The organism is Actinokineospora alba (assembly GCF_004362515.1).
GTDB lineage: Bacteria > Actinomycetota > Actinomycetes > Mycobacteriales > Pseudonocardiaceae > Actinokineospora > Actinokineospora alba.
In genome coordinates this window covers 278765-296320 of sequence record NZ_SNXU01000001.1, presented here as the reverse complement: position 1 = coordinate 296320, position 17556 = coordinate 278765, and the positions used below count along the sequence as shown (strand labels likewise).

General features: G+C 69.8%; 16 protein-coding genes. 8 read left to right on the top strand and 8 right to left on the bottom strand.

Annotated elements, in window-relative coordinates:
• The first annotated feature begins 80 nt into the window (after window positions 1-80).
• The 5 genes from C8E96_RS01365 to C8E96_RS01345 all read left to right on the top strand — a co-directional run bounded on the left by C8E96_RS01365 (window position 81) and on the right by C8E96_RS01345 (window position 4644).
• Window positions 81-1268 (top strand): acetyl-CoA C-acetyltransferase, encoded by a 1188-nt coding sequence (locus C8E96_RS01365; RefSeq protein ID WP_091370603.1) that lies wholly within the window; start codon window positions 81-83, stop codon window positions 1266-1268.
• A gap of 2 nt (window positions 1269-1270) precedes the next feature.
• Window positions 1271-2239, top strand: a complete 969-nt coding sequence (gene meaB / locus C8E96_RS01360) for a methylmalonyl Co-A mutase-associated GTPase MeaB (RefSeq protein ID WP_091370605.1) — start codon at window positions 1271-1273, stop codon at window positions 2237-2239.
• 69 nt (window positions 2240-2308) lie between these two features.
• Entirely contained in the window at window positions 2309-3220 is a 912-nt protein-coding gene (locus tag C8E96_RS01355) for an ABC transporter ATP-binding protein (RefSeq protein ID WP_091370608.1), read from the top strand.
• Window positions 3217-4266 (top strand): ABC transporter permease, encoded by a 1050-nt coding sequence (locus C8E96_RS01350; protein WP_091370610.1) that lies wholly within the window; start codon window positions 3217-3219, stop codon window positions 4264-4266. Before C8E96_RS01355 ends, C8E96_RS01350 begins: the two co-directional genes overlap by 4 nt.
• Window positions 4267-4320: 54 nt before the next feature.
• Window positions 4321-4644 (top strand): DUF3817 domain-containing protein, encoded by a 324-nt coding sequence (locus C8E96_RS01345; RefSeq protein ID WP_091370612.1) that lies wholly within the window; start codon window positions 4321-4323, stop codon window positions 4642-4644.
• Here C8E96_RS01345 and C8E96_RS01340 read toward each other — a convergent pair.
• The 3 genes from C8E96_RS01340 to C8E96_RS01330 form a co-directional block, all read right to left on the bottom strand.
• On the bottom strand, window positions 4632-6398 hold the full coding sequence (locus tag C8E96_RS01340) for a lipase family protein (protein WP_091370615.1): 1767 nt from the start codon (window positions 6396-6398) through the stop codon (window positions 4632-4634). The two genes, C8E96_RS01345 and C8E96_RS01340, sit on opposite strands and share 13 nt — an antisense overlap.
• Window positions 6399-6476: 78 nt before the next feature.
• The gene (locus C8E96_RS01335; protein ID WP_091370617.1) at window positions 6477-6980 is read right to left on the bottom strand and encodes a MarR family winged helix-turn-helix transcriptional regulator; all 504 of its coding nucleotides are present in this window, start codon (window positions 6978-6980) and stop codon (window positions 6477-6479) included.
• Window positions 6981-7016: 36 nt separating this feature from the next.
• The gene (locus tag C8E96_RS01330; RefSeq protein ID WP_091370619.1) at window positions 7017-8060 is read right to left on the bottom strand and encodes a DNA polymerase IV; all 1044 of its coding nucleotides are present in this window, start codon (window positions 8058-8060) and stop codon (window positions 7017-7019) included.
• A 44-nt stretch (window positions 8061-8104) separates the two neighbouring features.
• Here C8E96_RS01330 and C8E96_RS01325 point away from each other — a divergent pair, with 44 nt between their 5' ends.
• The 3 genes from C8E96_RS01325 to C8E96_RS01315 all read left to right on the top strand — a co-directional run bounded on the left by C8E96_RS01325 (window position 8105) and on the right by C8E96_RS01315 (window position 10330).
• The gene (locus C8E96_RS01325; RefSeq protein WP_091370622.1) at window positions 8105-8404 is read left to right on the top strand and encodes an MTH1187 family thiamine-binding protein; all 300 of its coding nucleotides are present in this window, start codon (window positions 8105-8107) and stop codon (window positions 8402-8404) included.
• A gap of 10 nt (window positions 8405-8414) precedes the next feature.
• Window positions 8415-9287 (top strand): SCO6745 family protein, encoded by an 873-nt coding sequence (locus C8E96_RS01320; RefSeq protein WP_091370624.1) that lies wholly within the window; start codon window positions 8415-8417, stop codon window positions 9285-9287.
• 83 nt (window positions 9288-9370) lie between these two features.
• Window positions 9371-10330, top strand: a complete 960-nt coding sequence (locus C8E96_RS01315) for a tetratricopeptide repeat protein (protein WP_407642593.1) — start codon at window positions 9371-9373, stop codon at window positions 10328-10330.
• An 18-nt stretch (window positions 10331-10348) separates the two neighbouring features.
• Here the strand turns inward: C8E96_RS01315 and C8E96_RS01310 are convergent, their stop codons facing one another.
• The 5 genes from C8E96_RS01310 to glgB form a co-directional block, all read right to left on the bottom strand.
• Window positions 10349-10687 carry a cupin domain-containing protein gene (locus C8E96_RS01310; protein WP_228769679.1) on the bottom strand — a complete coding sequence of 113 codons (339 nt, stop codon included), beginning with the start codon at window positions 10685-10687 and terminating at the stop codon, window positions 10349-10351.
• An 83-nt stretch (window positions 10688-10770) separates the two neighbouring features.
• Window positions 10771-12153 carry a Gfo/Idh/MocA family protein gene (locus C8E96_RS01305; RefSeq protein WP_091370628.1) on the bottom strand — a complete coding sequence of 461 codons (1383 nt, stop codon included), beginning with the start codon at window positions 12151-12153 and terminating at the stop codon, window positions 10771-10773.
• 213 nt (window positions 12154-12366) lie between these two features.
• Window positions 12367-13830, bottom strand: coding sequence for a neutral zinc metallopeptidase (locus C8E96_RS01300; protein WP_228769680.1), 1464 nt, complete (start codon window positions 13828-13830; stop codon window positions 12367-12369).
• 108 nt (window positions 13831-13938) lie between these two features.
• Window positions 13939-15312, bottom strand: a complete 1374-nt coding sequence (locus C8E96_RS01295; RefSeq protein ID WP_228769681.1) for a neutral zinc metallopeptidase — start codon at window positions 15310-15312, stop codon at window positions 13939-13941.
• 81 nt (window positions 15313-15393) lie between these two features.
• Window positions 15394-17553 (bottom strand): 1,4-alpha-glucan branching protein GlgB, encoded by a 2160-nt coding sequence (gene glgB / locus C8E96_RS01290; RefSeq protein WP_091370629.1) that lies wholly within the window; start codon window positions 17551-17553, stop codon window positions 15394-15396.
• Between the last annotated feature and the right edge of the window lie 3 nt (window positions 17554-17556).

Sequence of the window (17556 nt, the reverse complement as noted above, 5' to 3'; positions counted from 1 at the left end):
ACTCACACAGGCACATGGCGAAGCGGTTCTCCGCGAGTAAGGTCCGAGTTAACGCACGTTCGCACGCTGAGGAGACCGCTGTGTCCGGAACCGTCATCGTCGCGGGGGCCCGCACCCCGATCGGTCGCCTGCTCGGCTCGCTGAAGGACTTCAGCGGAGCGCAGCTCGGCGGGGTCGCCATCAAGGCCGCGCTGGAGAAGGCGGGCGTGAAGCCCGAGCAGGTGCAATACACGATCATGGGCCAGGTGCTCACCGCGGGCGCGGGCCAGATCCCGGCCCGTCAGGCCGCCGTCGCCGCGGGCATCCCGATGAACGTCCCCGCGCTGACCATCAACAAGGTCTGCCTGTCCGGCCTCGACGCGATCGCGCTGGCCGACCAGCTGATCCGCGCGGGCGAGTTCGACATCATCGTCGCCGGTGGCCAGGAGTCCATGACCCAGGCGCCGCACCTGCTGCCGAAGTCCCGCTCCGGCTTCAAGTACGGCGACGTCACGCTGCAGGACCACATGGCCTACGACGGCCTGTTCTGCGCGTTCGACCAGGTCGCGATGGGTGTCTCCACCGAGAAGGTGAACGCCCGCTACGACCTCACCCGCGAGGAGCAGGACGCGTTCTCCGCGGCCTCGCACCAGAAGGCGGCCAAGGCCATCGCCGACGGTGTGTTCGCCGACGAGATCGCCCCGGTCACCATCCCGCAGCGCAAGGGCGACCCGATCGTCTTCGACACCGACGAGGGTGTGCGCGGCGAAACCACCGTCGAGAGCCTGGGCAAGCTGCGCCCGGCGTTCGCCAGCGACGGCACCATCACCGCCGGTTCGGCCTCGCAGATCTCCGACGGCGCCGCCGCGGTGGTCGTCATGAGCAAGGCCAAGGCCGAGGAACTGGGCCTGTCCTGGATCGCCGAGATCGGCGCCCACGGCGTCGTCGCCGGCCCGGACGCGAGCCTGCACGAGCAGCCGTCCAACGCCATCAACGCCGCGCTGGCCAAGCAGGGCATCGAGGCCTCCCACCTGGACCTGGTCGAGATCAACGAGGCGTTCGCCGCCGTCGGTGTCGTCTCCACCAAGAAGCTGGGCATCTCCGAGGACATCGTCAACGTCAACGGCGGCGCCATCGCCCTGGGCCACCCGATCGGCGCTTCCGGCGCCCGGCTGATCGTGCACCTGGCCTACGAGCTCAAGCGGCGCGGCGGCGGTGTCGGCGCGGCGGCCCTGTGTGGCGGCGGCGGCCAGGGCGACGCCCTGATCATCTCCGTGCCCAAGGCCTGAGCTTGGCCCGTCAGGTCGATGTAGCAGATCTTGTCGACCGCGCGCGGCGGCGTGAGCCGCGCGCGGTCGCCAGGCTCATCTCACTCGTCGAGGACGCCAGCCCGCAGCTGCGTGAAGCGGCGGCGGCGTTGGCGCCCCACGGCGGGCGGGCCCAGGTCATCGGGCTCACCGGGTCGCCGGGTGTCGGCAAGTCCACGACCACCTCGGCCCTCGTCGCGGCCTACCGCGCGCTGGGCAAGCGGGTCGGCGTGCTCGCCATCGACCCGTCGTCCCCGTTCTCCGGCGGCGCCCTGCTGGGCGACCGCATCCGGATGCAGGAACACGCGACCGACCCGGACGTGTTCATCCGCTCCATGGCCACCCGCGGTCACCTCGGCGGCATGGCGTGGGCGACCCCGCAGGCGCTGCGGGTGCTCGACGCGGCCGGGTTCGACGTCGTCCTCATCGAGACGGTCGGCGTCGGGCAGTCCGAAGTGGAAGTCGTGGCGCTCGCCGACACCACGATCGTGCTGCTCGCCCCGGGCATGGGCGACGGCATCCAGGCGGCCAAGGCGGGCATCCTGGAGATCGCCGACGTCTTCGTCGTCAACAAGGCCGACCGCGACGGCGCCGACACCACCGTCCGCGAGCTGAAGTACATGATCTCCTTGGGACGTCGGGAGATCCGCGGCGCGAGCTGGCGCCAGCCGATCGTCAAGACGGTCGCCGCCCGCTTGGAGGGCATCGCCGACGTGGTCGAGGCGATCGACACCCACCGCACATGGATGGCCGAACACGGCGAACTCGAAGAGCGCCGCGCGGTCCGCGCCCGCACCGAGATCGAAGCCATCGCGGTGGAATCGCTGCGCGCGAAGCTGGCCGACGTGCACGGTGACGCGCTCGAAGGGCTGGCGAAGCGGGTGATGGCGGGCGAGGTCGACCCGTACACCGCCGCCGACTCCTTGATCGAGAGCATCCAAGCGTCCACTTAGGCTCGTCCGTCCGGCCCAAACACCCTGATCTCACCCTCATGGCGGTGTTTCGGCGACTACGTTTGTGCCATGACTGTCACCACGGACGCGATCGTGGTCGAGGACATTCGCAAGTCCTACGGAGAACTCGACGCGGTCGACGGTGTGTCTTTCACCGTCGCCGAAGGTGAGTTCTTCGGGATCCTCGGTCCGAACGGCGCCGGCAAGACCACAACCCTGGAGATCGTCGAGGGATTGCGCGTGCCCGACGGGGGTTCCGTGCGCCTGCTCGGTGAGAATCCGTTCCCGCGCAACGCCGCGCTGCTTCCGCGCATCGGCGTGCAGCTGCAGGCGTCGGCGTTCTTCGAGAAGCTGACCGCGCGCGAGCAGCTGGAGACCTTCGCCGCGCTCTACGGCATCGACGCGAAGACCGCGGGCGAGATGCTCGAACTCGTCGGCCTCACCGACAAGGCGGACACCCGCGAGGACAAGCTGTCCGGCGGTCAGCGGCAGCGGCTGTCCATCGCCTGCGCGCTCGTCCACGACCCGGACGTGGTGTTCCTCGACGAGCCCACCGCCGCGCTCGACCCGCAGGCGCGGCGCAACCTGTGGGACGTGCTGCGCGCGATCCAGGAGCGCGGCAAGACCATCGTCTACACCACGCACTACCTCGACGAGGCCGAGATCCTCTGCGACCGGGTCGCGATCATGGACAACGGCCGCATCCTCGCCATGGACCCGCCCGCGACGCTCGTGCGCGGCCTCGACGCCCCGACGCACGTGATCCTCGAACGCGGCTCACTGTCCCTTGAGGACGCTCGGGCGATCCCCGGCGCCGACGACGTGCACGCCGACGAGGTCTCGCTCACCATCTCCACCCGCACCCCGGCACCCGTGCTCTCCACGCTGGCCGAACGCGGCACCCTCGACGGCCTGCAGGTGCGGACCGCCACGCTCGAGGACGTCTTCCTCGACCTGACCGGGCGGGAGTACCGAGCATGAGTGCGGCGTTCACCAGCCTGTCGAAGGCCATGGCCAAGGGGTTCTTCCGGGACAAGGCCACCCTGTTCTTCTCGTTCATCTTCCCGTTGATGTTCCTGGTGATCTTCGGTCTGCTGTTCCGCGACGCGGGCGCGGAGAAGATCAAGATCGGCGCGGTCGGCGACGGCCCGGTCCTCGCCGCGCTCGAGCAGACCGGCGCGGTCGAGCTGGAGCGGTTCGACTCGGTCGAGGCGGGCGTGCGGAAGGTGCGCGACGGCGACCTGCCCGGCCTCGTCGAGGCCACCGGCGACACGGTCCGGCTGAGCTTCGCCGCGAGCGACCAGGCCCAGGCGGGCACGGTGCGCGGTCTGGTGGCCGGTGTCACCCAGGAGCTCAACGTGCGGGCGAGCGGCCAGCCGCCGCGCTTCGCGTTCGAGGCCGCACAGGTGGAAGACGCGTCGCTGCAACCGATCCAGTACCTGACGCCGGGCATCATGTCGTGGGGCATCGCGGTGACCGCGGTCTTCGGCGCGGCGCTGACGATGGTGAACTGGCGGCGCAAGCAGGTGCTGCGCAGGCTGCGGCTGGCGCCCATCACCCCGACGACGGTGCTCAGCTCGCGGCTCACCGTGACGGTCGGTGTCGCGTTCGTCCAGGCGCTGGTCTTCGTCGGTGTCGCCCTGCTGCCGATCTTCGGGCTGCGGCTGTCCGGCACGTGGTGGCTGTCGATCCCGGTGTTCGTGCTGGGAGTGCTGGCCTTCTTCGCCATCGGCATGCTCATCGGCGCGTTCTGCAAGACCGAGGAAGCCGCGACCGGTGCGGCCAACATCGTCGTGCTGCCCATGGCTTTCCTCTCCGGGACGTTCTTCCCGATCGAGGCGGCACCGCCCTGGCTGCAGACCGTGTCGAAGGTGTTCCCGCTGCGGCACATGAACGACGGCATGATGGACTTCCTGGTCCGCGGCAAGGACTTCTCGGCGCTGCTGGTGCCGTGCGCGGTGCTCATCGGGTTCACCCTCGTCGTCGGGTTCGTCGCGAGTCGGGTGTTCACGTGGGAGGACAGCTGACCTCACGGCCGACCCGAGAGGGGGGTGAGCGCGCTCACGCTCCACACTGGAGCCATGTTCGCCACCCCCGCAGGCCGTTTGCGCATCGTCGCCCTCGCTGAAGCCGTCTCCTGGGTCGGTCTCCTGATCGGCATGTTCTTCAAGTACGCGACCGACCTCGGCGAGTTCGGGGTGAAGGTCTTCGGCCCGATCCACGGCGCCGTCTTCGTCGCCTACATCGTCGTCGTGGCCTTCACCGCGCGCGAACAGCGGTGGAACCGGTGGACGACGATCTGGGCCTTCGCGTCCAGCATCCCGCCCTTGGCCACCATCCTCTTCGAGCGCTGGGCACTGCGCACGGGCAAGCTCGACCCGGTCCGGGCCCGTCAGCTCATCTGACGGATCCGCTGTCTGATCCAGTACTGCTGGGCCGGGTCGGTCCAATAGTCGCCGTGCCCCAGGGCTTTCATCCGCGGTGGCAGTGGATCGGCGAGCGCGTCGCCGTTGTGCGCGTTGGGCACGGCGGTCGCGATCGGGTCGGTCTCGCGCCAGAAGTTCCGCCACTTCGGACTCCCAGTGCGTACGTCGTCGAAGAACGCGGTGGTGAAGTGGCGGGGAAAGAACGTCTGGTACAGCGAGGCCAGTGGTGACCCGCAGGTGACCAGGCTCACCTTAGGTTTAGGTCCGGGGTGCCTGGCCAGCCACCAGGCGCACACGACCGATCCTTGGCTGTGGCCGACGAGCACGATGTGTTTCTTCGAGCCGACGGCGGCGTCGATCGCGACGAGCGCCGCGCCGCGGTAGGAGACACCGGCCAGCGGGTGGTGTTCGACCGTCCAGAACCCGACTATGTCAGCGAAGCTGCCGATCACTTTGCTGAGCATGGGCAGCCGGTGGCGGAGGAAGACCGCCACGATGGCCACCACGGTCAAGGCGTTGATGATCAGGACGACGAAGTGCCCCCGCAGCCCCTCGAGCAGCCATTCGTGATGCCGCACCAGCACCACTGACAGCCCGAGTGCGAGCAGGCCGCCCGCGACCAGGGTCCTGGGGAGAAAGTGGGGCAGCGCGGCCACGACGCCGTGTATCCACACGGCTCGCTCCCGGTTCGTCGGCGACTTCTTCGGGCGCGGACCTGGGGTGCCGGTCCAGATGGACAGCCCGGCCGCGATCGCCAGGGCGACAATCGCGGCGATGCCGAACCAGGCCAGGAAGTCGAGCCGCGACTGCACGGCGTTTCCGCGCTCGTAGTAACCCATGAGCGCCCGGTCCCAGGCCGACACCGTGTCCGGGTGGGACAGCGACGCCCATGAGACCCAGCCGGCGATCCAGTCCGCGCCCATCCGCAGCACCGAACTCACCGTGTGCGTCGACACCACCGCGATGGACAACAGCGCGGACGCGCCTGCCAGGCTCGCCTTGTCGGCCTTGGTGAACATCCGCACGAGCAAAACGAGTCCCGAGCACGCCAGCCCGAGCAGCGTCGTGACGATGACGACGGCCGTCATGGGATCGAGCCGCTCGACCAAGGGCGGCCGGCTCCACCGGGTCCCGAGCCATTCGGGCCTGGTCATGGGGACTGTGCGCGACGGCCACCCGGAATAATCGATCTGCGCGGGCAACAGCGCGGCCACCGCGGCCCCGAACAAGATCAGCGCGGCCACGTTGAGCCACAGCACGACGGCGTTGATCCGCAGGTTCCGCAACTTCCACCGCGCGAGCATCCCGAACGCCAGCAGCGACGGGATGACGACCGCGAGCACTCGGCTCACGGTGCGCGGGTCGTCGGGGATCGCCACGACCTTCATCACCGATTCGGCCATCACGATCAGCCACGCGGCGGCGGAGACGGTCAGCAGGATGCCGACGAAGCCCACCAGGATCCGCAGGATCGAGTGGGCCGGGCCCTTGGCTGGGCCCATGTTGCCCGCGGCGTTGACCAGGGTGAACGGGAGCGCCAAGTACCACAGCAGACCGCGCGAGAGCTTGCGGGAGGAGCGCGACCAGTTGACCAGCTTGAGCGGGTGGTCGGGGACGGTCGGCGGGACCACGATGTGCGTGCGGTTGTTCGGCGTCAGCAACACCGGATCGCCCAAGGCGCTGTAGTCGTCGTGGTCACCGATGCCGTGTACGCGAATCTCGAGTGCCGACATGCCTTGCCTCCGCAGCGACGTGTCTTTGAGAGTCGCCGGAGAGTGCGGTGGTCGTTACCTTTCGTGACCCAACCGCGATCAGTCCTGGAAGTCGCCCGCCGCTTTGCGGACCTTCGCCAGCAGGTCGGTGAGCTGCGCGGTCTGCCGCTCGGTCAGGCCCTTGAGCCCGAAGTCCACGGTGGTCACCGCTGCGGTGGCCTGCGCCTGCCGTTCGCGGCCCGCCTCGGTGATCTCGGCCAGGGTGGTGCGGCGGTCGGTGGGGTGCGGGGTCCGCTTGACCAGGCCGTCGGCCTCGAGCCGGTCGACGATGTTGGTGACGCTGGTCGGATGCAGCTGCAGCCGCTCACCCATCACCCGCATCGGGAGGCTGCCCTTGCGCGAGAACGTCAGCAGGACCAGGGCCTCGTAGCGGGCGAAGGTCAGCCCGTGCGGCTTGAGCGCTCCGTCCACAGCGGACTGGAGGATCTGCTGGACCCGCATGACGCTGGTGACCGCGGCCATGGTCTTGGCGTCGCCGATCCGCTCCTGCCACAAATCCGCAGCTCGGGCGATGGGATCGAACGGCAGGGAGCGGGGGCTCATGGCCAGAAGTTACCAGCCGGGAACCGCCGACCGCCCTCAGTAGCCATCCGGCGGCGGAGCGAACTCGGCCCGCACGCCGAGCAGCCGCACCGGCCGGTCCAGCTCGAACCGCTCCAGCGCGACCAGGGCCGCGGCCTCGATGTCGGCCTGGTCGGTGGTCGGGCCCGCGAGGGTGACGCTGCGGGTCTTGGTGAAGAACGGGGCGAAGCGGGCCTTCACCCCGACCCGGACCACCGGCCTGCCGTCGGCGTCGACCTCCGCCATGAGCTGCCCGGTCAGCTTCACCACCGCCGCGCGCATGTCCTCCACGGCGGTGAGGTTCTCCTGGAACGTCGTCTCGTGGCTGTGCGACCGCGGCACGTACGGCTCGCCCGAGACCTCCGTCGACCCGGCGCCCAGGCCGAGCGTGCGCAGCCACGGGCCGATCGTCGGGCCCATCCGGGCGGCCAGCACGTCCGGGTCCGCCGCGGCCAGCTCCGCGACGGTCGTCAGGCCCAGTTCGGTCAGCTTGCGGGCGGTCTTGGCGCCGATGCCCCACAGCGCGTCGGTGGGGCGCTCGCCCATGACCTCGAACCAGTTCTCCGCGGTGAGCTGGAAGACCCCCTGGGGCTTGCCGAAGTCGGTGGCGAGCTTGGCGCGCAGCTTGTTGTCGCCGATCCCCACCGAGCAGTGCAGCCGGGTCCGGTCGAGCACCACGTCGTGGATCTCGCAGGCCAGCGTCACCGGGTCGGCCGTGGTGACCCCGAGGAACGCCTCGTCCCACCCCAGCACCTCGACCACGGCGTCGAACTCGCGCAGCGCGGCCATCACCTGCGCGGAGGCCGCCGTGTACGCCTCGGGGTCGCTGGGCAGGAACACCGCCTGCGGGCAGCGCTTGACCGCCAGCTTCAGCGGGATGCCGGACCGCACCCCGAACGCGCGGGCCTCGTACGACGCCGTCGCCACCACCGCCCGCTGGGTGGGATCGCCCTGCCCGCCGACGACCACGGGAAGTCCGCGCAGCTCAGGCCTGCGGAGGACCTCGACCGCGGCGATGAACTGGTCGAGGTCCACGTGCAGGACCCAGCGGTCGGAGACCACCTGGCTAGTGTGCCTGGCAAGTCGCCCAACGACAGGAGTGAACCGTGCTCGTCGCCTTCAGTGTCAGCCCGCTCGGCGGGGAATCGGAGAACGTGGGCGAGGCCGTCGCCGAGGCCGTGCGGGTGGTCCGCGAGTCCGGTCTGCCCAACGAGACGTCGGCCATGTTCACCACGATCGAGGGTGAGTGGGACGAGGTGATGGCCGTGGTCAAGCGCGCCACCGACGTCCTGCTCGAGAAGTACCCGCGGGTCGGGCTCGTCCTCAAGGCCGACATCCGGCCGGGTCACGTCGGTCAGCTCACGGCGAAGGTCGAAAGGGTCGAGCAATACCTGGCCGACTCCTAGGATCGGCGCCATGGATCCGCGCCGCATGTGGCAGTGCTTCGAGCCCTACCACGCCGTCACGTACTTCAGCCCCGAGTCGATCGCCGCCACCGACGCGCTCGGCTGCAAGGGCCGGTGGATGGGCTACTTCGGCATGCGGGCCGCGCCGCTCGGCGCCGCGCCCGCCTGGCTGGTGACCAGCCTGTTCTACAACTTCCACCCCTCGCTGGTGGAGCGGGCGCTGCCCGACGCGTGGACGGTCGCGTCCCCCGAGGACTTCCTGCGCACCCGGCTCGCGGGCGTCGACGGCGCGCTGCGCCGCATGCTGGGCGAGGCCGTGTCCGGCCCGGAGATCGCCGAGGCCGCGGACCTGGCGCGCACGGCGGCCGGCTGGGCGCCGACCGCGGGCCGCGCGCTCGCCGCCGCCAACGCCGCGCTCGACCTGCCCGAGGAGCCGCACCTGGCGCTGTGGCAGTCCGCCACCACCCTGCGCGAGTCCCGCGGCGACGGCCATGTCGCCGCGCTCATCACCGCGGGCCTCGACCCGTGCGAGACGCTGGTCCTCTTCGCCGCCGACAACGGGCTGACCCAGGAGTACATGCGCAAGGCCCGCAACTGGCCGCAGGACGAGTGGGCGGCGGCCGAGGACCGGCTCCGCGAGCGCGACCTCATCGACGACGGCGGGCTGACCGCCGACGGCCGGGACATGCGGGAGACCGTCGAGGCGCTGACCGACGAGGCCGCGTCCACCCCGTGGACGCAGCTCGGCGAGCAGGGCACGGCCCGGTTGGTGGAGCTGCTCGCACCGCTGTCGCTGCGGATCACCCGGCTGAACGAGGCGATGCGGGTCAACCCGATGGGCCTGGCACCGGAGGCCGCACTGGCCGAGATGACCGGGAGCTAGGAGCACGTCGAGACCCGGTCACCGTTCCTGGACGGGCCACACCCCTACAACGCCGCCACGCGGGCCATGCCAGGATGAGAAACGTGACCAGGCCTGATCCACGCCAGACCGCAGCTCTGTCGGCCGCCCTCTCCCGGGCCGTCGACCTTTCCGCACTCAAGGCCAGAGCGGACGCCACCACCAGGGCTCCGCAGGCAGGCGCACCCGCCGCCGCGGCGGCGGGTGGCGCGTTCACCTCCCAGGTGTCCGAGGCGACGTTCCAGAACGACGTCGTCGAACGGTCGATGGAAGTCCCCGTCGTCGTCGCCCTGCACGCGAGTTGGTCGGTGCCGTCGGAGCAGCTCGTCGCGCTGCTCGACCGGCTCGTCGCCGAATCCAACGGCGCCTGGCGCCTGGCGACGGTCGACGTCGACGCCAGCCCCCGGGTGGCCCAGCTCTTCGGCGCCCAGTCCGTGCCGATGGTCATCGCCATCGCGGCGGGTCAGCCCGTCGAGGCGTTCGCCGAGGTGCCGCCGGAGCCGCGCCTGCGGCAGTGGATCGGTGGCCTGCTCGACGCCCTGCGCGACCGTATGCCCGCCATCCGGGCCGCTGAGGAAGGCGCCCCCGCGGCGTCGGCCCCCGAGCCGGAGCCCGAGGACGAGCGTTTCCTCGCCGCCGAGCGGGCTTTCGAGCAGGGCGACTACGCGGCCGCGGAAGCCGGCTACCAGTCGATCCTCGACGCCGAACCGGCGAACGAGGAGGCCAAGGCGGCACTCGCCCAGGTGCGTTTCCTGGCCCGCGCCGAGTCCCATGACCCCTCGGTGATCGTGCGCGCCGACATGTCCCCGGACGACGTCGACGCCCAGGTCGCGGCCGCGGACCTGGAGGTGGCGGGGCAGCAGACCGAGCAGGCCTTCGCCCGGCTGATCAACGCCGTGCGGCGGACCTCGGGCGATGACCGGGACAAGGCCCGGACGCACCTGGTGTCGCTGTTCGACCTGTTCGCGGCGGACGACCCGCGCGTGATGAAGGCACGGAGGGACCTGGCCAGCGCGCTGTACTAGCGCTGCTCCGGGCCCGTTCTAGCGAGGCCCGACGGTGGCGCCCTGTTCGGCATTGCCGTCGGGCCGGGCCTCCTTGAGCTCGATGAAGATCGCGTGCGTCTTGCTGTCGCCCGTGTTCTCGCCGATGTGTTCCTGGGCGTCGAGCCAGCGGGCCTGTCCGGCGGGCAGGGTCACGTCGACCACCTGTCCGCGCGAGGTGATTCGCCGTCGGATGTCGCTCAAGGTCACCATCACGCTGTCGGGATGTTCGTGTGGTGCGGTCCGGTCGCCGGGCTTGTCCGTGTATTCCAGGACTCGCACGCGGTCGTTCTCGAATACGACCTTGTACAGGTCCGGGTTGGTCAACGTCGGATCCACGGCGCGCTCCCTTCAGGTGGCGTCAGTTTCATGACGCTACTGCTGTTTCGCTGGGAGCGCGCCGGGATCTGTCGGCGGTCGACTCAGCCGACCGGTGGCATTTCCGACGGTTGCGAATCAAGGCCCACGCGGGGGCGGGACCATAGCCCTCGGGTGAAGTCCGGGACACCCACCGGCCTGCCACCCGCGCGCAGCGACACCACACTCAGCGGGATGGCCGAGCACCACACGGCCGAGTCGTAGACGTCGATGTCCGGGACCAGGCCCGCGCGCATCTGCTGCACGACGCGCCACTGCAGCACGTAGTCCATCCCGCCGTGGCCGCCGTTGTTGGCCGCGTCGTCGCCGATCTTCTTCCACAGCCAGTGGTCGTGGGTGTCGCGGTACGGGCGGAAGTCCTGCCAGGCGTGGTTGCCGTGGTCGGGTTCGAGGTAGACGCGCGCCGGGTAGTCCTCGACGATGCCGCGGGTCCCCGCCAGGCTGTTGATCCGGCTGTAGGGCCGCGGCGAGCTGACATCGTGTTCGGCGCGGATGACCCGGCCGCGCTCAGTGTCGATCATGCAGGTGACCAGGTCGCCGTTGATGTAGGTCTCCTTCCATGACGGGTGCGACTTGGGAATGTGGCGTTCGCGGTAGTCGGCGAGTCCGCGTGGGGCGGTCGCGGTCGCGCGCAGGGTGGTCATCCGGTCGCCGCGGTTGATGTCCATGCACGCGGCGATGGGGGCGAGGCCGTGCATCGGGTAGAAGCTCGCGATGCTGCGGGTGTGCCACTTCCGCCGCCAGGCGTCGGTGTAGTACGTGTCGGAGAACAGCAGCGCGCGCAGGTCGTGCAGGTAGCCGCCGTGGCCGTTGGTGATCTCGCCGAAGAGCCCCTGGTGGGCCATCTTGAGCATCGCCAGCTCGTTGCGCCCGTAGTTGCAGTTCTCCATCAGGAACAGGTGCTTGCGGGTGATCTCCGAGGTGTTGACCAGATCCCACAGCTCCGCGGTCTCGGTCGCGATCGGCAGTTCGACGCCGACGTGCTTGCCGGCGACCAGCGCCGCTTTCCCTTGGGGGTAGTGGAGTTCCCACGGCGTGGCGATGTAGACGAAGTCGACGTCGTCGCGGTCCACCAGCTGCTGGAACGAACCGGTCTGCGCCGGCCGCGGCTTGCCCAACGCGACGAGCCGGTCGGCGGCGCGGGTGGCGCGGTCCGCGCGCACGTCACATACCGCGGTCACGACGCAGCCAGGCACCGCGGCCCAGCCGCTGAGCATGCCCATGCCGCGGTTGCCGAGCCCGATCACGCCGACCCGCACCGTGCGGTGCGGCTCGAAGGGCGTGCCGATCATCGTGGTCTGGCCGCCTTCGCGGGCTGGTTCGACCGTGGTCTGCGCCTGCGCGCTCCCGCCCAGCGCGGTCAGCGCACCGCCCGCGGCGATGCCGCCGAGGAGTGATCGTCGGGAGACAGGGGGCATTTCGGGCATGGGTGCACCACTCCTCAGTCACGTCTTGCGCTCGACTCACTGCGGTAGGGACGCCCTCGACTCTGTCGACCATCCACCCGTACTGTCAAGAGATGACTGAAAACCCGAGCTATCGGACATTTTCATGCAAGATGTTGTCAGATTCTGCTCGCGGCGGCGGAACGCGAAACGGCCCGCCGGTGAGTCACCGGCGGGCCGTTCGCGAAAGGTGGATCAGCTGAACTGGTTGGCGCAGCCCTTGTCGCCGTCGAAGTAGCCGACGCGGAACGCTTCCACCCGGGCGAAACCGGAGGGAACGTGCTTGCCCTTGGCGTCGGCGGCGATGAGGCTCTTCTCCAGCAGCAGTTCCGCCACGGCCTCATCAAGGTCCCCGACCGCGATGTGGAGTTTGGCGTCGCCGTCATCGGGTGTCTTGTCCACGGTGAACGCCGCCCACGCCCCGGTCAGGCAGGCGGTCCGCAGGCCCGCCTTGTCGCCCTCCAGCGAGGCGCCCGTCGACTTCTGGATGGACAGCGAGTACCGGGAGGCGATCTCGGCGAACGCGGCGAAGTCGCCGATGCCCGTGTCGAGGCCAGGCTCGCCGCGCTTGGGTGGTGTCGCGATCTTCTTCAGCGCGGCGAGGTCGATGGCTACGACGTTGTCGTCCGGGCAGAAGGTCGCGGGCGGTGTGGACGAGCCGTCAGCGCACTTGGCGCCGTTGTCCTCGATCTTCGGCATGGCGGCGCCGGTGCGCTTGAACGCCTCGGCGAGGCTCTCCTCGAGCTTGGTCATGATCCGCTTGTCGCTGATCTCGACCTGGCCGTTGGTTTCCTTGTCCTGCGCGCTGCGTTCCTTCTCGGCGATGCGGCTGTTGATCTCGTCCTGGTCCATCTTCGCGCAGCGGCGCGGGCCCTCGGTGAAGCCCGCCTGGAACGCGAAGACCCGGTCGAACGCCAGGCCGTGGGCGCCCTGCTTGTTGGCCGACTCACCCGCCGGGTCACGGATGAAGAACATGGTCGCGAGGACCTGGTTGAGGCCGTCGCCGACGTTGATGTCGAAGTGCTTGGCCTTGCCCTCGGCGACGTGCCGGAAGAACGAGCCGGTGTAGCAGTCGGCCTGCTGTTCCTTGATGATCGTCGGCGTGCCGCGGTTGACGTTGCTCTTCGCGCCCAGGCGGAACTGCACGGCGTGGCCCATCTCGTGGGCGAGGACCGTCACCACCGACATCGGGCCGAACTGCTTGTCCAGCATCGGCAGCAGCACCCCGCGGTCCCACGCGACGCTGTCGTCGAGGCTGCAGTAGAAGGCGTTGACCAGCTTCGCCGTCGAGGTGTTGCAGACCTTCACGGCTTTGCCGTTGGAGTCGTAGGACACCAGCCGGTGCAGCGGCTCGAACTTCTGCCCCTCGAACTCGGCGGGCATCTTCTCGGCCCAGTAGTCGTAGATGTCGCTCACGGCGTTCATCGCCAGGCGGTCCATCTCGCCGTTGTCGGCGTTCTCCACCGGGAACTTCGCGTCCTCGACGCCCTGCTTCGGCCCGCTGGGGCGGCTGTTGTCGATCGGGATGCCCGCCGCGGTGCCCGCGTCGATCTCACCGACCGCGCGTGCCTTGCCCGCGATCTGCTTGCCGGCGCAACCGCCGACCTGAGCGGCCATCACCACCGCAGCGGTGAGCGCCAACGCGATTCTGATACGCACCCGTCATTCCCCACACTTCAAAGTCGCGCCTGCCCCGGGGACCTGGTCCCTTTTGTCTGGCTGCACCCTACTGCCGAGTCCGAACCACCGTGCGGTGATCCGCCCGATTCAGCCCAGTCCGCATTTCTCGCCGCCGCCGGTGAAGCCTTCGCGGAACGCGATCACCCGGTCGAAGCCCGCGTCGATGGCGTCGCCCTTGGCGTCGCGGGCGGCGTAGTCGTAGTCCAGCAGGACCTGGATGGCCTCGTCGAGATCGCCGGGGGACAGGAAGCGCTGCTCCGCGCTGAACAAGGACCCGGTGAACGACCCGGCCAGGCACACCGCCGAGCGCTGGGCGTCGGGCCCCTCCACCGGCTTGCCCGCCGCGGCGAGCGCGGCCAGCCCGTACCGGCTGGCGAGCAGCGCGCCGGTCGCGTAGTCGCCGATGTCGACGTGGATTTCCGGCAGCTCCTTCTTGCCGTCCATCTCCAGCGCCCCGCCATCCCCGCAGAACGCGACCGGCCCCTGTTTGCCGCCCCCGCACTCCGGCGCCGCGTCGACCGTCGTGATCTTCGGCTCGGTCCACGTCTTGCCCGACTTGGTCATCAGAGCGGAGAAGTACGTGTTGAGCCCCGGCGAGATCGACTGCACGATCTGGTCGAACCGCAGGTTGCCGCCGCGCGCCTGGTCACCGGCGTCGATGAAGCCGCTCAGGGTGAACGTGCGGTTGTCGACGGTCATCTTGGCGCACAGGTCGACGCCCTTCTCGTACCCGTCCTGGAACGCCGACACCCGGTCGAACGCGTCGCCGTGGGCGCCGCGGTCGGTCTGCTCGGTGCCGATCGGGTCGCGGAAGCTGATCAGCGACTCCAGCGCCGAGTCCAGCCGGTCCTTGGCGATGTTGAGGTGCTTGGACTTCCCGTCGGCGACCCAGCGGACGAACGACCCGGCGTAGCAGTCGGCCATCGCCTCGATCAGGATCGTCGGGAACTTGCTCGGGTTCGCCTTGCGCTGATCGAGGCCGACACCCGTGCGGTTCTGCACCGCGTGGCCCATCTCGTGGGCGAGCACCAGCATCACCGCCGCCTCGCCGAACCGGTCGCGCAGCACCGGCAGCAGCGCGGCCCGGTCCCAGGCGATGATGTCGGCGGTCGGGCAGTAGAAGGCGTTGCCCTCCACCTCGTCGGCCTTGTCCGCGCACGGCGGCGCGTCGCTGTCGGCGTCGGCGGTGTCGACGGAGAAGTAGCCGCCCTTGAGGTCCTTGAACTCCTCGCCGAACGTCTTCGGGAACTGCTCTTCCCAGTACGTCCGCACGTCGGTGATCACCGTGGCGGCGAGCCGGTCGATCTCACCGTTGTCGGTGTTCTCCACGAAGGACGGATCGACCCCGCCCGGCTGGTTCGGGTCCTCGCGGGAGACCACGGAGCCCTGGCTGGTGGCCGTTCCCGGGATGGCTGTCGTGCACGCCGTCACCGTCACGGCCAGCGTTAACGCCAACAGCACGGGCACGGGTCGACCAACAGCCAGGGACAGGCGCACCCGCCCAGTGTGCCTGAGCCGCGCGGCAGGCGAACGCCGAATCGGCTACTCGGGGGTGAACCAGACGACGCCCTGCGGCGGGAGCTGCAGGACCGCCGACGCCGGTCGGCCGTGCCACGGGGTCGCGGTGGCCTCGACGCCGCCGTAGTTGCCGACGCCGGAGCCGCCGTAGCCCGCGGCGTCGGTGTTGAGCACCTCACGCCACCGGCCCGCGCGGGGCATGCCCACGCGGTAGTCGTGGTGGGGTGCGCCGGAGAAGTTGGCCACGCACACCAGCTCGTGCTCACCGGAGCGGCGGGCGAAGCTGAGCACGTTGCCCGCCGAGTCGTTGGCGTCGATCCACGAGAAGCCCTCGGGGCGGGTGTCGTCGACGTAGAGCGCGGGCTGGTCGCGGTAGACGGCGTTCAGGTCCGACACCAGCGCCTGCACGCCGCCGTGCAGCCGCTCGCCGGTCAGCTCCCAGTCCAGCGACCGGTTCTCCGACCACTCGCGGACCTGGCCGAACTCGCAGCCCATGAACAGCAGCTGCTTGCCCGGGTGCGCCCACATGTAGGCCAGCAGGGCGCGCAGGCCCGCGGCCTTGTTCCAGTCGTCGCCGGGCATCCGGGTCCACAGTGAACCCTTGCCGTGCACGACCTCGTCGTGCGACAGCGGCAGCACGAAGTTCTCGCTCCACGCGTACATCAGTGAGAACGTCAGCTCGTTGTGGTGGAACGCGCGGTGCACCGGGTCGTGCCCGATGTAGCGCAGCGTGTCGTTCATCCACCCCATGTTCCATTTGAAGCCGAACCCGAGGCCGCCCAGGTGTGTCGGCCTGGTCACGCCCGGCCACGCGGTGGACTCCTCGGCGATCATCAAGGTGCCGGGGTGGTGCTTGTAGACGGTCGCGTTGAGCTCCTGCAGGAACTTCACCGCGTCGAGGTTCTCCCGGCCGCCGTGGATGTTGGGCAGCCACTCGCCGTCCTTGCGCGAGTAGTCGAGGTAGAGCATCGAGGCCACCGCGTCGACCCGCAGGCCGTCGATGTGGAACTCCTCGATCCAGTACAGCGCGTTGGCCACGAGGAAGTTGCGCACCTCGGGGCGGCCGAAGTCGAACACCAGCGTGCCCCAGTCGGGCTGCTCGCCGCGGCGCGGGTCGCTGTGCTCGTAGAGCGGGCCGCCGTCGAAGCGGGCCAGCGCCCAGCTGTCGCGCGGGAAGTGGGCGGGCACCCAGTCGACCAGCACGCCGATGCCGCGACGGTGCAGCTCGTCGACGAAGTAGCGGAACTCGTCGGGGGTGCCGAACCGCGCGGTCGGCGCGTAGTACGACGTGACCTGGTAGCCCCAGGAGCCGCCGAACGGGTGCTCGGCGACCGGCAGCAGCTCGACGTGGGTGAAGTTGTGCTCGACGAGGTAGTCACCGAGGTGCGTGGCGAGGTCGCGGTAGGTCAACCCCTCGCGCCAGGAGCCGAGGTGCACCTCGTAGACGCTCATCGGCGCCGCGCTCCAGTCGGTGGCGTCGCGGGTGGCGAGCCAGTCCGCGTCGGACCACTCGTAGTCCGAAGTGGACACAGCGGACACGATGGACGCGGTGGCGGGCGGGAGTTCGGTGGCGAAGGCCATCGGGTCGGCCTTCTCGTGCCACGCCCCGTCCGCGCCGTGGATGCGGAACTTGTAGCGCGTGCCCGGCTCGACCCCGGGAATGAACAGCTCCCACACGCCGGAGGAGCCGAGCGACCGCATCGGCGTCGCCCGGCCGTCCCAGCCGTCGAAGTCGCCGCACACCCGCACCCCTTGCGCGGTCGGCGCCCACACCGCGAACGAGGTGCCGGTCACCGTGCCGAGCGGGGTGTCGTAGGAGCGCGGGTGCGCGCCGAGGATCTCCCACAGCCGCTCGTGCCTGCCCTCGCCGAACAGGTGGAGATCCAGTTCGCCGAGGGTGGGCAGCCAGCGGTACGGGTCGTCCACGACGAGCGTGTCCGAGCCGTAGTCGATCTCGAGCCGGTACTCGTCGGGCAGCGCGGGCAGTTCGGACTCGAACAGCCCCTCCGCGATCTCCGCCAGGTCGTGTCTGTCCGGCCCGACCAGGGCGGTGACGGCGGTCGCGTGCGGACGCAGTGTCCGCACCACCGCCCCGCCTGGTCTGCTCGGGTCCGGATGGACGCCTAGAACCGAATGGGGATCGTGGTGCGCGCCGGCGAGAAGGCGCTCGATCTCTGAAGCCAAAAG

What these genes read in the sequence shown, in the direction of transcription:
- C8E96_RS01340 (WP_091370615.1), bottom strand. Translation starts at nt 6,398, where the DNA reads ATGTCGGCACTCGAGATTCGCGTACACGGCATCGGTGACCACGACGAC.
- C8E96_RS01335 (WP_091370617.1), bottom strand. Translation starts at nt 6,980, where the DNA reads ATGAGCCCCCGCTCCCTGCCGTTCGATCCCATCGCCCGAGCTGCGGAT.
- C8E96_RS01355 (WP_091370608.1), top strand. Translation starts at nt 2,309, where the DNA reads ATGACTGTCACCACGGACGCGATCGTGGTCGAGGACATTCGCAAGTCC.
- C8E96_RS01320 (WP_091370624.1), top strand. Translation starts at nt 8,415, where the DNA reads ATGGATCCGCGCCGCATGTGGCAGTGCTTCGAGCCCTACCACGCCGTC.
- C8E96_RS01350 (WP_091370610.1), top strand. Translation starts at nt 3,217, where the DNA reads ATGAGTGCGGCGTTCACCAGCCTGTCGAAGGCCATGGCCAAGGGGTTC.
- C8E96_RS01305 (WP_091370628.1), bottom strand. Translation starts at nt 12,153, where the DNA reads ATGCCCGAAATGCCCCCTGTCTCCCGACGATCACTCCTCGGCGGCATC.
- C8E96_RS01345 (WP_091370612.1), top strand. Translation starts at nt 4,321, where the DNA reads ATGTTCGCCACCCCCGCAGGCCGTTTGCGCATCGTCGCCCTCGCTGAA.